This is a genomic window from Pseudonocardia tropica (genome assembly GCF_040105315.1).
GTDB classification, from domain to species: Bacteria; Actinomycetota; Actinomycetes; order Mycobacteriales; family Pseudonocardiaceae; genus Pseudonocardia; species Pseudonocardia alni.
Window position 1 is genome coordinate 108,711 of record NZ_JBEDNP010000009.1, and the last position, 13,103, is coordinate 121,813.

Sequence of the window (13,103 nt, forward strand, 5' to 3'; positions counted from 1 at the left end):
CGCGTCGCCGACGCCCGGGCACGCCGACGCGGCACGCGCCGACCGGGCGGCCCGGGCCCGAGCGCCGCTCAGGCCGTCGCGAACGCCCCGAGCACGTGGTCGGGCCGGATCCCGTCGAAGCGGGACCGCCAGATCCCGTGATAGAGGACCTCCTCCTCGCTGCGCAGCGGCCAGGAGTCGGACGGGTGCTCGGGCACCCCGTCGGTCACCCCGGCCCCGGCCCCGGCCGCGGCGGCGGCCTTGCGGGCGGCCAGCTCGGCGAGCACGGTGCCGGCACCGGAGCCGTCGCCGAACTGCTCCTTGCCGCGCCACAGCAGGTCCTCGGGCAGCCAGCCCTCGAACGCCTCGCGCAGGATCGCCTTCTCGGGGCGGCCGTCGGGACACTGCTTCCACTCCGGCGGCAGCGCCAGCGCGGCCCGGACCAGGCCGGAGTCGAGGAACGGCTCGCGGGCCTCCAGCCCGAAGTACATGGTGGTGCGGTCGCAGCGCTGCAGGTTGAGGTGGTGCAGCTGCTCCAGCGAGCGGACCAGCTCCGCCTGCAGGGTGTCCGGGTCGGCGTACTCGGGACCGTGGATGTAGGAGTAGCCGGCGAACAGCTCGTCGGCGCCCTCCCCGGTGAGCACGACCTTGACCTTCTTCGCCGCCTCGCGGGCGAGGATCAGGTTGGGCACCGCGCTGCGGACCAGGGCCGGGTCGTAGTGCTCGATGACCTCGACGGCGTGGTCGAGCGCCTCGGCGATGTCCTCGGGGGTCACCAGGATCTCGTGGTGGTCCGACCCGATGTGCGCGGCGACCTTGCGGGCCGCGATCAGGTCGCCGGACTCGGCGGTCCCGACGGCGAAGGTCGGCAGCTGCTCGCCGCGGGCCCGGGCCTCCTGCGCGGCGATGGCCGCGACCAGCGCCGAGTCGAGGCCACCGGACAGGAACACACCGACCCCGACGTCGGACATCATCCGGCGACGCACCGCGGACACCACGGCCTCGCGCACCCGGGACAGGTCGGCGTCGTCCCAGCCGGGGCGGATCGCGCGGCGCGCCGGGCGGACCTCGACCGGCACGGCGTCGGCGAACCGCACCAGCCCCGACGACGGGCTCCACAGGCAGCCGGGCGGGAACGAGCGCACGTGCGGGCGGTCCTCGGGGTCGAACGCGCGGAGCTCGCTGGCGAACAGCACCGTCTCCGACGGGTCGGGCGCGGTGTAGGGGACAGCCCCGGCCGCACCGCCGTCGCCGTGACGGAGCTCTACCGGCGGCACCCAGTACAGCGGCTTCACGCCGAACGGGTCCCTGGCGACGAGCCCGGCGCCGTCGGTGCGCCCCATGGCGACGGCGAACATGCCGTTCAACGAGGCGACCGCGGCCTGGCCGTCCCACATCACCGCGTGCAGCGCGGCCTCGGTGTCGGACTTGGTGCGCACCGTGCCGTCCGGGAACGCCTTGGCGATGCGCTCGTGGTTGTAGATCTCGCCGTTGCCGACGATCCACGCGGTGCGGGCGGCATCGGACATCGGCTGGTGCCCACCGCTGACGTCCATGATCGACAGGCGCTGGTGGCCGAGCCAGGTGTGCCCGACGACCTGGACGCCGGTGTCGTCGGGCCCGCGGTGCGCCACCCGGGCGAGCATCCGCTCGTACTTCCCGGGGTCGGCGGGCTCACCGCCCGGCCACGCCGTGGGTCCACCGAACGCAGCCACGATCCCGCACATGGGCCCCATCGTCGCACGGTCGTGCGAGCCCGCACCCGGCTTCTGCTCCCCCACCGTGTGAGTTCGGACTCTGAAAGGCGTTTCCGGAGCGATCCGAATTGCCCCGGCGGCCGTGGGTTCGTACGGTCGGAGACCGGCCAGGACGGCCGCCGGCCACCGCCGACACCAGGACTCAGGGTCCGGAGGCGGGGACCGACACCGGCCGTCGAGCAGGCGCGCGGTGATGCCGCGCCAGGACCGACCGACGAGGGGCGGACTCAGGTGAGCACGGCAGAGCACGACGAGCGGCAGGGCCGGCACAAGGTCGTGATCGTCGGCGGAGGGTTCGGCGGTGTGCAGGCCGCCAAGGCGCTCAAGGGCGCCGATGTCGACGTGACGATCGTCGACCGCACGAATCACCACCTCTTCCAGCCGCTGCTCTACCAGGTGGCGACCGGCATCCTGTCCCCCGGCCTGATCGCCCCGCCCCTGCGCCGGGTGCTGAAGAAGCAGACCAACGTGCGCACCCTGCTCGCCGAGGTCGGCGACATCGACCTCGAGACCAAGGTCGTCCACGCGGCCGCGCCGGACGGGCAGCGGATCGTGCTGCCCTACGACACCCTCGTCGTCGCGGCGGGCGCCACGCACGCCTACTTCGGACACCCGGAGTGGGCCGAGCACGCGCCCGGCATGAAGTCGATCGAGGACGCCCGGCTGCTGCGCTCGCGCATCCTGGGTGCCTACGAGCTCGCCGAGGTCGCGACGACCGAGGAGGAGAAGCAGGCGTGGATGACCTTCGTGGTCGTCGGCGCAGGCCCCACCGGCGTCGAGCTCGCCGGCCAGCTCGCCGAGCTGGCCCAGTACGTGCTGCCGCGTGAGTACCGGTCGATCGACACCCGCTCCGCGAAGATCATTCTGCTCGACGCGGCGCCCGCGGTGCTCCCGCCGTTCGCGAAGAAGCTGCAGAACTACACGCGTAAGACCCTGGAGAAGAAGGGCGTCGAGGTCCGCCTGAACACCATGGCGACCGGGATGGACGCCGACTCCATCACGGTGAAGGGCCCGAACGGCGAGGAGCGCATCGCCGCCCGCACCAAGGTGTGGGCAGCGGGCGTCCAGGCGTCGCCGCTGGGTGAGCTGCTGGCCAAGGCCTCCGGCGGCGAGGCGGACCGAGCGGGCCGTCTCACCGTCGACCCGGACTGCAGCCTGCCGGACCGCCGCGACGTGTTCGCGATCGGCGACATGGTCTCCACCATCGACCGGCTGCCCGGCGTCGCACAGGTGGCGATGCAGCAGGGCACCTACGTCGGCAGGCTGATCAAGGCACGGGCGAAGGGCGACGACACCACCCCGGCCCCGTTCAAGTACTTCGACAAGGGCTCGATGGCCACCATCGGCGCCCGCGAGGCCGTCGCCGACGTCCGCGGCATCAAGGTCACCGGCTGGCTCGGGTACTTCATCTGGTGCTACGTGCACGTGGCGTTCCTGGTCGGCTGGGGCAACCGCGTCGGCACCCTCTACAACTGGCTGCGGTCGCTGCGCTACGCCCGCTTCCGCGGGCACCGGCTGATCAGCGTCACCGCCTCCTACGACAAGGCGGTCGACCCGGAGAAGCCGCTGGGCGAGGAGACCGACGACCGCGCCGAGCTGGACCCGCGGATCTCGCCCGGCGCGCCGCCCGCGCCCGAGGAACGCCCGGCCGCCACGGCCTGAGCCGGCCACGCACCACGACCGACGCCCGGGGGCACGCGCCCCCGGGCGTCGTCGCGTGCGCGGGTGGGTCACGGCGTGGCACCGTGATCGGGTGACCCCGGCGATGCAGGTCCTGATGCGCGACGTCGCACGGCTCTGGGACACCGCCGCCGACGCGCTCTACGGCGCGTGCGACCCCGGCCCGGCGACGGCCGCGCTGGCCGCCGACGTGAGCTGGACCGAGCTGCCCACCGGCGCCGGGGGCCACGGCCGGGACGCGGTCGCCGCGCACCTGGCCGCCGTCGCCGCGGCCCGGCCGTCCGGGCTGACCCGGACCCGGATGTCGCGCACCGTCGACGTCCGCCGGGTGGTCGACGAGGTCCGCGTCGGCTTCACCCACGACCGGGAGCTGCCGTGGCTGCTGCCCGGTCTCGCCCCGACCGGGCGCCCGGCGGAGGTGCTGGCGGTGCAGCTGGTGCGGGTGCGGCAGGGCCGGATCGACGAGGTCCGCACCCTCTGGGACGTCGCGGGGCTGCGCTCCGTGCTCGGGGCCTGAGCCCACCGTCACCGTTTCCGGCTCTTCATGCCGCTGACCTGCGGCAACAGTCCGGGACCGGCGCGGTGCGACGGGCGGTCGCCCGGATGCGGTGAGCAGCGTCCCCGAGGCCCCGGAACGGGGCCGACACGCCCTGTGGAGGGGGTTCCCGCAGGTCGTGAGGGTGTCTCTGCCAGTCTGTACCGCGATCGGAGATGGCAGTCCACCCCGGTGAGCGGGGTGCGTGAACCGAGAGGAGTTGTCAGCGATGGCTCTGCCCACCCTGACCCCGGAGCAGCGCGCCGAGGCGCTCAAGAAGGCGGCTGCGGCCCGTACCGCCCGCAAGGAGCTCCGCGACAAGATCGCCAGCGGCGAGGAGACCATCCCCGCTGTGCTGGGTCGCGCGAAGACCGACCAGATCGTCGGCAAGACCAAGGTCGCGGACCTGCTCAAGAGCGTCCCGGGCTGGGGCCCGGCGAAGGTCTCCAAGGTGATGGAGGAGGCCGGCATCGACGTGTCGCGCCGTGCCGCCGGCCTCGGCGACCGTCAGCGCGCCGCGCTGATCGAGAAGGTCGGCTGACCCTCCCCCAGCGCCTCGCGACGGCCCGGTACGCACCCCGTGCGGACCGGGCCGTCGCGCGTTCCGGGGTCAGGCTCCGGTGAGGCCGTGGCCCGGCGCAGGACGGGTACTCCCGGACGCCCGTGACCGGCGTTCCCCGCACACCGGGCCGATGCCCCACCCGGTCGGCGGAGGCGGGTCGTCACCGGTCTGGCAGCCTGCGCATGTGGAGATCGCCGGCACCGTACGCGAGGTCGAGACCGAGCCGGGCGTGACCCTCTGGGTGCAGGACCTGCCCGCACACCGGCCGACGCCGGCGGCGCCGGTGCTGCTGGTGAACGGGGCGGGCTCGGCCGGGTACGGCTGGCCGGACGCGCTGGTCGAGGTGCTGCGCGAGCGGCACCGGGTGGTCCGCTACGACCACCGCGACACCGGACGCTCCACCCACGCGTTCGAGGACCGGCCCTACGCGGTCGCCGACCTGGCGACCGACGCGCTCGCGGTGCTCGACGGCTGCGGGATCGACCGGGCGCACCTGGTCGGGATGTCGCTGGGCGGGACGCTGGTCCAGCTGCTCGCGCTCGACGCGCCGGACCGCATGGTCAGCGCGACGCTGCTGTGCACCGCGGCGCTCGACACCGGCGACGCCGACCTGCCCGGCCCGACCCGGGACGTGCTGCGGATGTGGCAGGAGCTGGGCGACCCGCGCGACGAGGCCGGGGAGCTGGCCTGGCGGGTCGAGTACTGGCGACGCGTCTCCGGCGGGGTGCTGCCGTTCGACACCGCGGAGTTCGCCGCGCGCGAGCGGCGGATCATGGACCACACCGGGCGGGTCGAGCCGTGCACCGCGCACGCCCAGGCCGACCTCGACGGGCTGGACCGCGGCGCCGAGCTGGGCTCGGTCACGGTGCCGACGCTCGTCGTCGAGGCGCCGAAGGACCCGGTGCACCCGCCGCCGCACGCCGACCACCTGGCGGCGCGGATCGGGGCGGCCGCGCAGCTCGTCACGGTGGACGGGATGGGGCACGCCCTGCCGGACCTGCTGTGCGAGCCGATCGCGGGGGTGCTGCTGGAGCACGCCGCCGAGGCCGAGGAGGCGGAGGCCGACCGGGCGGCACAGCGGCCGGAGGCCGACCGGGCGGCACAGCGGGCGGAGGCCGACCCGGCGGCACAGCGGGCGGAGGCCGACCCGGCGGCACAGCGGGCGGAGGCCGACCCGGCGGCACAGCGGGCGGAGGCCGACCCGGCGACACAGCGGGCGGCGGCCCACCCCGCGGCATCGCGGGCGGAGGCGCTGCGGGGGGCCGGTCAGCCGACCCAGCGGTAGCGGCGCTCCGGGCGGCCGGTGCCGCCGTAGCGCAGCCGTACGGTGACCTGCCCGGTCGACACGAAGTGCTCCAGGTAGCGGCGTGCGCTGACCCGCGACAGCCGGGTGGCCTCGGCGCACTCGGTCGCCGACAGGTCCGCCTCGGGCCCGGACCCCGAGTGCTCGCGCAGGGTGCCCGCGACGAGCTCCGCGGTCGGGGTGGTCAGCCCCTTCGGCATCCGTTCCGGGCCGCCGGGGGTGCGGGCCGGGGCGGCACCGGTGCCGCCGAAGAGCCGGTCGATGTCGGACTGGTCGCGGACCCGGTCCAGGTCGCGCCGGATCCGCGTCGCCCGGTGCACCTGGGCGGCGAGCGCGGCGGAGTCGAACGGCTTGACCAGGTAGTGCAGCGCACCGCCGTGCAGGGCGGCGGCGACCGTGTCGGAGTCGTCGGCCGCGGTCACGACCAGCACGAACGGGTCGTCGGAGGCCCCGGTGCGCAGCCGCGTCAGCACCTCCAGGCCGGACATGTCGGGGAGGTAGACGTCGAGCAGCACCAGCTCCGGGCGGAGCCGGGCGGCGGCGTCGAGGGCGTCGGCGCCGTTGTGCGCGACGCCGACCACGGTGCAGTCCGCGATCCGCTCCACGTAGCCGGAGTGGACCTTCGCGACCATGAAGTCGTCGTCGACGACCAGGACCCTCACACCCGCACCCCCGTCGGCGCCACCGGCAGCACCGGCAGCACCGCCTCGAACACCGCACCGACGCGGCCCGCCGGTGCCGGCCGCACCGCGATGGTGCCACCCCGGCGCAGGCACGCCTGCCGGGCCAGGGCCAGGCCGAGCCCGCGGCCGCCGATCTCGGCGGCCTTGGTCGAGTAGCCGGCCCGGAACACCTCCTCGGCCAGCTCGGAGGCGATCCCGGGGCCGGAGTCGCGGACCTCGACCCAGACCTCGTCGCCGTCGGTGTCGCCGCCGCCGGCGAGCCCGATCTCGATCCGGCGCGGGCCGTCCCGCCCGGCGGTCGCGTCGATCGCGTTGTCGATCAGGTTGCCGAGCACGGTCACGAGGTCGGCGGACAGGTCCGGGTCGTGGTCGGGGTCGGTCGGGTCGAGCCGGGACTCCGGGTCCAGGGCCAGCTCGACGCCGCGCTCGGCGGCCTGGCTGTTCTTCGCGACGAGCAGCGCGGCCGTCGCCGGGTCGCCGACGCTGGCGGTGACCTCGCGGCGCCACCCCTCCGAGGCGGCGACGATCCCGGCGACGAACCGGCGCACCTCGTCGTGCTCGCCGAGCTCGGTGAGCCCGGCGATGGTGTGCAGCCGGTTGGAGAACTCGTGGGCCTGGGCGCGCAGGGTGTCGGTGACGGTGTGCGAGGCGTCGAGCCGGTGCTGCAGGGTGGTGAGCTCGGTGCGGTCCCGCAGCGTGACCACGGCGCCCACGTCGCGGCCGTCGACGCGGACCGGGCGGCGGTTGAGCACCAGGGCCCGGGTGTCGCGCAGCACGAGCTGGTCCTCGCCGTCGGCGGCACCGGTGAGGACCTCGCGGAGCCGGTCGTCGAGGCCCAGGTCGGCGACGGCGTCGCCCTCCCGGGCGCCGGGCAGCTCCAGCAGCTCGCGGGCGACCGGGTTGAGCAGGGTGATCCGGTCCGCGGTGTCCAGCCCGACGACGCCCTCCTTGATCCCGAGCAGCATCGCCTCGCGGCGCTGTACCAGCTCGACGATCTCGTCGGGCTCCAGGCCGAGGGTCTGGCGGCGGACCCGCCGGGCCAGCAGCAGCGACCCGAGGACGCCGACGCCCAGCGCCAGCCCGAGCAGCGCGCCGGTCTCCGCGCGGGCCCCGGCGAGGGACTCCCACAGCGACGGCGCGCGGATCCCGGCCGACACCAGCCCGGCGACGGCGCCGCGGTCGTCGATCACCGGCACCTGGGCGACGACGGTGCGCCCGTCGGGGTTGCCGACCCAGGCCCGGCCCTGCGGCGCGGTGCTGGCACCGGGGTCGAAGCGCTGCCGGACCCGGGACGGGTCCGGCGAGGTGCGCACGACCAGCCCGGCGTCGACGATCTCGATCTCGTCGGCCCCGGACAGGTTCTCCGCGCTGCGGGCGAACGACGGCAGCAGGTCGTAGCGGCGGGTCTGCAACGCCTCGCGGACGGTCGGCACGGACGCGACGTCCTCGGCGACCGACAGCATCCGGCGTCCCTGGGTCTCGCGGAACGACTCCGAGGACTGCACCGCGGCCAGCGCCGCGACCGCGCCGAGCAGCACGAGCACGACCACCAGCTGCCAGACGAGGAACTGGCGGGCCAGCGGTCCGCCCGTGCCCCCGGCGCGCCGTCGCATGCGCCCAGCGTAGGACGCACGGCGACGGCGGCGGCCACGCGAGGCGGTGGGACCACGACGCGTCGCGCGGCTCACCCTCGGTGGACCGGCCCGGCCGCGGACGCGCAGACTCACCGGCGGCGGCACGGCGACGGGCGGGTGGACATGGCGGGGACGGTGACGCGGCCCGGCGGGCCACCGGTCGCCCGCCGGGGTCCGGTCGTCGCGCTGGTCGCGGTGCTCGTGCTGGCCCTCGCCGCGGTCGTCGTCCCGATCGTGCTCACCGACGGGCCGCGGCCGTTGTCCGACCTGCGGATCCTGGTCCCCAATCCACCCGGCGGCGGCTACGACGTCACCGCCCGCAGCGCGGCGAAGGTGCTGTCCGACAACGGGATCACCGGCCCGGTCGAGGTGTTCAACCTGTCCGGCGCCGGCGGGATCGCCGGGCTCGGCCGGGTCGAGGGCGAGGCAGGCAACGGCAGGCTCCTGATGAGCATGGGGCTCGGGATCGTCGGGGCGACCGCCTCCCGCGACACCCCGCTCTCGCTGGCCGACACCACGCCGATCGCGCGGCTGACCGAGGAGTCGGAGATCGTCGTCGTGCCCGCGGACTCGCCCTACCGCGACGTCCGCGCGCTGCTCGACGCCTGGCGCGCCGCCCCCGGCGGACTCACCGTCGGCGGCGGCTCGACCGTGGGTGGGCCGGACCACCTCGCCACGATGCTGCTCGCCGAGGGCACCGGCATCGCGCCGCCCGGGTCCGCTACGTGTCCTACGAGGGCGGCGGTCCGCTGCTCGCGGCGGTGCTGCGCGGCGAGGTGGCCTTCGCGGTGTCCGGGGTGGGCGAGTTCGCCGACCAGATCGGGTCCGGTGACCTGCGGGTGCTCGCGGTGACCGCGGGCGAGCGGGTCCCCGGCCTCGGCGTGCCGACGCTGCGCGAGTCCGGGGTGGACGTCGAGTTCAGCAACTGGCGGGGGCTGGTCGCGCCGCCCGGCCTGCCCGACGCCGACCGCGCCGCGCTGGCCGACGCCGTCGCCGCGATGCGCGACACCCCCGAGTGGCGGCAGGTGCTGGCCGCGAACGGGTGGCACGACGCCTGGCTCCCGGGCGCGGACTTCGCCCGGTTCACCGCCGCCGAGAACGAGCGGGTGGAGCACGTCCTGGGTGAGCTGGGCCTGCGGTCACGCTGACCCCGCGGTCCCGGTCCGCGATGACCGAAACGACCACAAGGACCGTTGTGGTCGTTACCGAGACACGGGGCGGGTGGGTCCGCACACTTCACCGCGTTCGCTTCGCAACGGTGAGATCGGACGCACATGCCCCAGTCGACGGCCCCTCCGCAGTCGCAGGAACCGCCCTCGCAGCACCGGCCCGCGCCGGACGACCCCACGCCGCCCGTGCCGCGGCCCCGGGTCGGACCCCTCCTCGGCACGGTGGTGGCCGTCCTGGCCGCCCTGCTCCTCGTCCCGCCCGCGGTGGGCGCTATCGGCGGCGGCGGCGACGGCACCCAGCTCCGCGGACTGCGGATGCTGGTCCCGAACGCCCCCGGCGGCGGCTACGACGTCACCGCCCGCAGCGCGGCCAAGGCCATGGAGGACGCCGGGCTGACCGGGTCGGTCGAGGTCGTCAACCTGCCCGGTGCGGGCGGCACGGTCGGGCTCGGCCGGACCGTCAACGAGGCCGGGGACGACCGGCTCGTGATGAGCATGGGCCTGGGCGTGGTCGGCAGCGTGTACTCCAACGACTCGCCGGTCACGCTCGAGCAGACCACGCCGGTCGCGCGGCTCACCGAGGAGACCGAGATCGTCGTCGTCCCCGGTGACTCGCCCTACCGGAACCTCGGCGACCTGTTGGCCGCCTGGCGGTCGGCCCCCGGGAGGACCCCGGTCGGCGGCGGATCCTCCCCCGGCGGTCCGGACCACCTGGCCCCGATGCTGATGGCCGAGGGCGCCGGGGTGGATCCGCGCACGGTCAACTACGTCTCCTACGACGGCGGCGGCGAGCTGCTCGCCTCGGTCCTCGGCGGCAAGGTCGCGTTCGGGGTGTCCGGGCTCGGCGAGTTCGCCGACCAGGTCGCCTCCGGCGACCTGCGGGTGCTCGCGGTGACCGCGGGCGAGCGGGTCCCCGGCCTCGACGCGCCGACGCTGCGCGAGTCCGGCATCGACGTCGAGTTCACCAACTGGCGCGGCGTCGTCGCGCCGCCGGGGCTGGACCCCGAGGGCGTCGCCGAGCTGGAGCGCGCCTACGCCGACCTGCACGCGACACCGGAGTGGCGGGAGGTGCTGGCACGCAACGGCTGGCAGGACGCGTACCTGCCGGGGCCGGAGTTCGGCCGGTTCCTGGCCGAGGAGGACGCCCGCGTCGAGCGGGTGCTGACCGGGCTGGGGCTGACGTGACGACCGTCGGGGACACCGGGACCACTCGCTCGTGGTGGTCCGAGCACTCCGAGCTGGGTGTGTCGGTGCTGCTGGCCCTCACCGGCCTGCTGGTGCTCGGCGACACCCTCGCCGAGGGCGGCGGCGGCACCGCGTCCGACCCGCTCGGACCCCGCACCGTCGCGTTCGCGCTCGGCACGGCGCTGCTGGTCCTGGCGGCGCTGCTGACCGTCGACGTGCTGCGCGGCGGCCGCGGCGAGGCCGAGGGCGGCGAGGACGTCGACCTCGACACCGCCATGGACCTGCGCACGGTCGGGATGCTGGCCGGGGTGATCGTCGCGACCGCGGCGCTGATCCCGGTGGCCGGCTGGCCGATCGCCGGGACCGTCCTGTTCGCCGGCGCCACGTACGCGCTCGGCTCGCGCGCGGTGCTCCGCGACCTCGGCATCGCCGCCGGGGTCTCCCTGCTGACCTGGGTCCTGTTCGACGCGGTGCTCGGCGTCGACCTCCCGGGCGGCCCGCTGATGGGGGTACCGGGATGATCGAGGTGCAGTGCTGATGGGCACGTTCGACCTCCTCATGAACGGGTTCGCGCACGCGCTGACCCCGCAGAACCTGCTGTTCGCCGCGTTCGGGGTGCTGCTCGGCACCGCGATCGGCGTGCTGCCGGGCATCGGCCCGGCGATGGCGGTGGCACTGCTGCTGCCGGTGACCTACGCGTTCGACCCGACCGGCGCGTTCATCATGTTCGCCGGCATCTACTTCGGGGCGATGTTCGGCGGGTCGACGACGTCGATCCTGCTGAACACCCCCGGTGAGTCCGCCTCGGTGATGGCGGCCATCGAGGGCAACCCGATGGCGAAGTCCGGGCGCGGCGCCCAGGCGCTCGCCACCGCCGCGATCGGGCACTTCATCGGCGGCATCGTCGGCGTGACCGGGCTGGTCCTGGTCGCCCCGCTGATCGCCTCGGTGGCGGTCGACATCGGCGCACCGGACTACTTCGCGATCATGGTGCTGGCCTTCGTCGCCGTCAGCGGCGTGCTGGGCGCCTCGCGGGTCCGCGGGTTCGCCGCGCTCGCCCTGGGCCTGACGATCGGCCTGGTCGGGCTCGACCCGATCTCCGGGCAGCCGCGGCTCACCTTCGGGGTGCCGCAGCTGGCCGACGGCATCGACGTCATCATCGTCGCGGTCGGGCTGTTCGCGATCGGCGAGGCGCTCTGGGTCGCCGCGCACCTGCGGCGACGCCCGCAGGAGGTCATCCCGGTCGGCCGTCCGTGGCTGGGCCGCGAGGACCTGAAGCGCACGTGGAAGCCGTGGCTGCGCGGACCGTTCATCGGGTTCGGGTTCGGCTCGATCCCGGCCGGCGGCGCCGAGATGTCGACGTTCATGGCGTACGTGACCGAGCGGAAGCTGTCGAAGCACCCGGAGCAGTTCGGGAAGGGCGCCATCGAGGGCGTCGCCGGGCCGGAGTCCGCGGCCAGCGCGTCGTCGGCGGGGACGCTGGCGACGATGCTGACCCTCGGCCTGCCGACGACGGCGATCGCCGCCGTCATGCTCGCCGCGTTCCAGCAGTTCGGCATCCAGCCCGGCCCGCTGCTGTTCCAGAAGGAGCCGGACCTGGTCTGGACGCTCATCGCGAGCCTGTTCATCGGCCTGGTCATGCTGCTGGTGCTGAACCTGCCGCTGGCCCCGGCCTGGGCGACGCTGCTGCGGATCCCGCGGCCGTACCTGTACGCGGGCATCCTGTTCTTCGCCTGCGTCGGCGCCTACGCGGTGTCCGGCCAGCCGGTCGACCTGCTGGTGCTGCTCGCGATCGGCGGCATCGGGTTCCTGATGCGCCGGTTCGGGCTGCCGGTGCTGCCGGCGATCATCGGCGTCATCCTCGGCCCGGACGCGGAGCTGCAGCTGCGCCGCGCCCTGCAGATCGCCGACGGCGACGTCACCACCCTGGTCTCCACACCGCTCGCGATCGTCGTGTACTCGCTGATCGCGATCCTGCTGGTCGCCCCGGTCGTGCTCCGCGCCGTCCGCGCCCAGCGCCGCGACTCCGAGCGGGTCTGACCCGGTCGGTGCCCCGACGCCCCCGCGGCCGCACCGGCCGCGGGGGCGTCGTCGTGCGCGCGGTGATCCGTGCGCCGCGCGCGTCCGGACGCACGCGCGGCACGGATCACCGCGCGCAGCGGATCACGTCACGGCGGGGTGGGGCAGGATCGGGTCATGGGGTTCGACGCCGCCCGCGCGCTCGCCGAGACGCTGCTGGCCCACCAGCGCCCGGAGCTGTGGGAGCGTGCGCAGCGGGCGGCGATCGCGGCCCGCGCCGCCGCCGAGGACGGCGGGCACGACCGGGACCTGCTGATGACCGCCGCGGTGCTGCACCCCATCGGGCACTCGCCGGTCGCCCGCCGGACCGGGGACCCGCAGCGCGACGCCGCCCGGTTCATCGAGGTCCGCGGCTACGACCCGCGGGTCGTCGAGCTCGTCGCCGGGCGCGGCCCGCTCGCCGGTGCGCTGCTCGCCTGCACCGACGCGGCGACGGTCACCCCACCGCGTGCGGACGATCCGCCCGCAGGAGCGGCGCCGACCGTGTCGTAGCGCGATCCCGGGCCGGTGGCGATCACCGAGACCCCGCGGCGGGTC

General features: G+C 75.3%; 11 protein-coding genes and 1 pseudogene. 9 read left to right on the plus strand and 3 right to left on the minus strand.

What is annotated here, in order from left to right; translation table 11 throughout:
- Window positions 1-68: 68 nt before the first annotated feature.
- Complete coding sequence (locus tag WHI96_RS16405) at window positions 69-1,706, minus strand: asparagine synthase-related protein (RefSeq protein WP_345646207.1); 1,638 nt, start codon at window positions 1,704-1,706, stop codon at window positions 69-71.
- 261 nt (window positions 1,707-1,967) lie between these two features.
- Here WHI96_RS16405 and WHI96_RS16410 point away from each other — a divergent pair, with 261 nt between their 5' ends.
- The 4 genes from WHI96_RS16410 to WHI96_RS16425 all read left to right on the plus strand — a co-directional run bounded on the left by WHI96_RS16410 (window position 1,968) and on the right by WHI96_RS16425 (window position 5,798).
- On the plus strand, window positions 1,968-3,398 hold the full coding sequence (locus WHI96_RS16410) for an NAD(P)/FAD-dependent oxidoreductase (protein WP_345646204.1): 1,431 nt from the start codon (window positions 1,968-1,970) through the stop codon (window positions 3,396-3,398).
- Between the two features lie 91 nt (window positions 3,399-3,489).
- Complete coding sequence (locus WHI96_RS16415; RefSeq protein ID WP_345646201.1) at window positions 3,490-3,933, plus strand: nuclear transport factor 2 family protein; 444 nt, start codon at window positions 3,490-3,492, stop codon at window positions 3,931-3,933.
- A gap of 247 nt (window positions 3,934-4,180) precedes the next feature.
- Window positions 4,181-4,492 carry an integration host factor, actinobacterial type gene (gene mihF, locus WHI96_RS16420; RefSeq protein ID WP_020621796.1) on the plus strand — a complete coding sequence of 104 codons (312 nt, stop codon included), beginning with the start codon at window positions 4,181-4,183 and terminating at the stop codon, window positions 4,490-4,492.
- Between the two features lie 205 nt (window positions 4,493-4,697).
- On the plus strand, window positions 4,698-5,798 hold the full coding sequence (locus WHI96_RS16425; RefSeq protein WP_345646197.1) for an alpha/beta fold hydrolase: 1,101 nt from the start codon (window positions 4,698-4,700) through the stop codon (window positions 5,796-5,798).
- Here the strand turns inward: WHI96_RS16425 and WHI96_RS16430 are convergent.
- Together WHI96_RS16430 and WHI96_RS16435 are read right to left on the minus strand one after the other, a co-directional pair.
- Window positions 5,780-6,478: a response regulator gene (locus WHI96_RS16430; protein ID WP_345646194.1), complete on the minus strand. Its 699-nt coding sequence runs from the start codon at window positions 6,476-6,478 to the stop codon at window positions 5,780-5,782. The genes WHI96_RS16425 and WHI96_RS16430 overlap by 19 nt on opposite strands.
- On the minus strand, window positions 6,475-8,112 hold the full coding sequence (locus tag WHI96_RS16435; protein WP_345646192.1) for a sensor histidine kinase: 1,638 nt from the start codon (window positions 8,110-8,112) through the stop codon (window positions 6,475-6,477). The genes WHI96_RS16430 and WHI96_RS16435 overlap by 4 nt, the downstream gene beginning before the upstream one ends.
- 144 nt (window positions 8,113-8,256) lie before the next feature.
- On the opposite strand from WHI96_RS16435, the pseudogene WHI96_RS16440 reads away from it, so the two are divergent.
- The 5 genes and pseudogenes from WHI96_RS16440 (at window position 8,257) to WHI96_RS16465 (ending at window position 13,058) form a co-directional block, all read left to right on the plus strand.
- A pseudogene (locus WHI96_RS16440) lies at window positions 8,257-9,281 on the plus strand (Bug family tripartite tricarboxylate transporter substrate binding protein).
- 243 nt (window positions 9,282-9,524) lie between these two features.
- A complete protein-coding gene (locus WHI96_RS16450) occupies window positions 9,525-10,487 on the plus strand; it encodes a Bug family tripartite tricarboxylate transporter substrate binding protein (RefSeq protein ID WP_345646186.1) in 963 nt (320 codons plus the stop codon).
- Complete coding sequence (locus WHI96_RS16455; RefSeq protein WP_345646183.1) at window positions 10,484-11,008, plus strand: tripartite tricarboxylate transporter TctB family protein; 525 nt, start codon at window positions 10,484-10,486, stop codon at window positions 11,006-11,008. Before WHI96_RS16450 ends, WHI96_RS16455 begins: the two co-directional genes overlap by 4 nt.
- 16 nt (window positions 11,009-11,024) lie before the next feature.
- Complete coding sequence (locus WHI96_RS16460; RefSeq protein WP_345646180.1) at window positions 11,025-12,527, plus strand: tripartite tricarboxylate transporter permease; 1,503 nt, start codon at window positions 11,025-11,027, stop codon at window positions 12,525-12,527.
- 156 nt (window positions 12,528-12,683) lie between these two features.
- Entirely contained in the window at window positions 12,684-13,058 is a 375-nt protein-coding gene (locus tag WHI96_RS16465) for a hypothetical protein (protein WP_345646177.1), read from the plus strand.
- Window positions 13,059-13,103: the final 45 nt, after the last annotated feature.

Bases quoted from the DNA above. Each gene is read 5' to 3' on its own strand.
- mihF (WP_020621796.1), top strand. From the start codon at position 4,181: ATGGCTCTGCCCACCCTGACCCCGGAGCAGCGCGCCGAGGCGCTCAAG.
- WHI96_RS16405 (WP_345646207.1), bottom strand. From the start codon at position 1,706: ATGTGCGGGATCGTGGCTGCGTTCGGTGGACCCACGGCGTGGCCGGGC.
- WHI96_RS16460 (WP_345646180.1), top strand. From the start codon at position 11,025: ATGGGCACGTTCGACCTCCTCATGAACGGGTTCGCGCACGCGCTGACC.
- WHI96_RS16435 (WP_345646192.1), bottom strand. From the start codon at position 8,112: ATGCGACGGCGCGCCGGGGGCACGGGCGGACCGCTGGCCCGCCAGTTC.
- WHI96_RS16465 (WP_345646177.1), top strand. From the start codon at position 12,684: ATGGGGTTCGACGCCGCCCGCGCGCTCGCCGAGACGCTGCTGGCCCAC.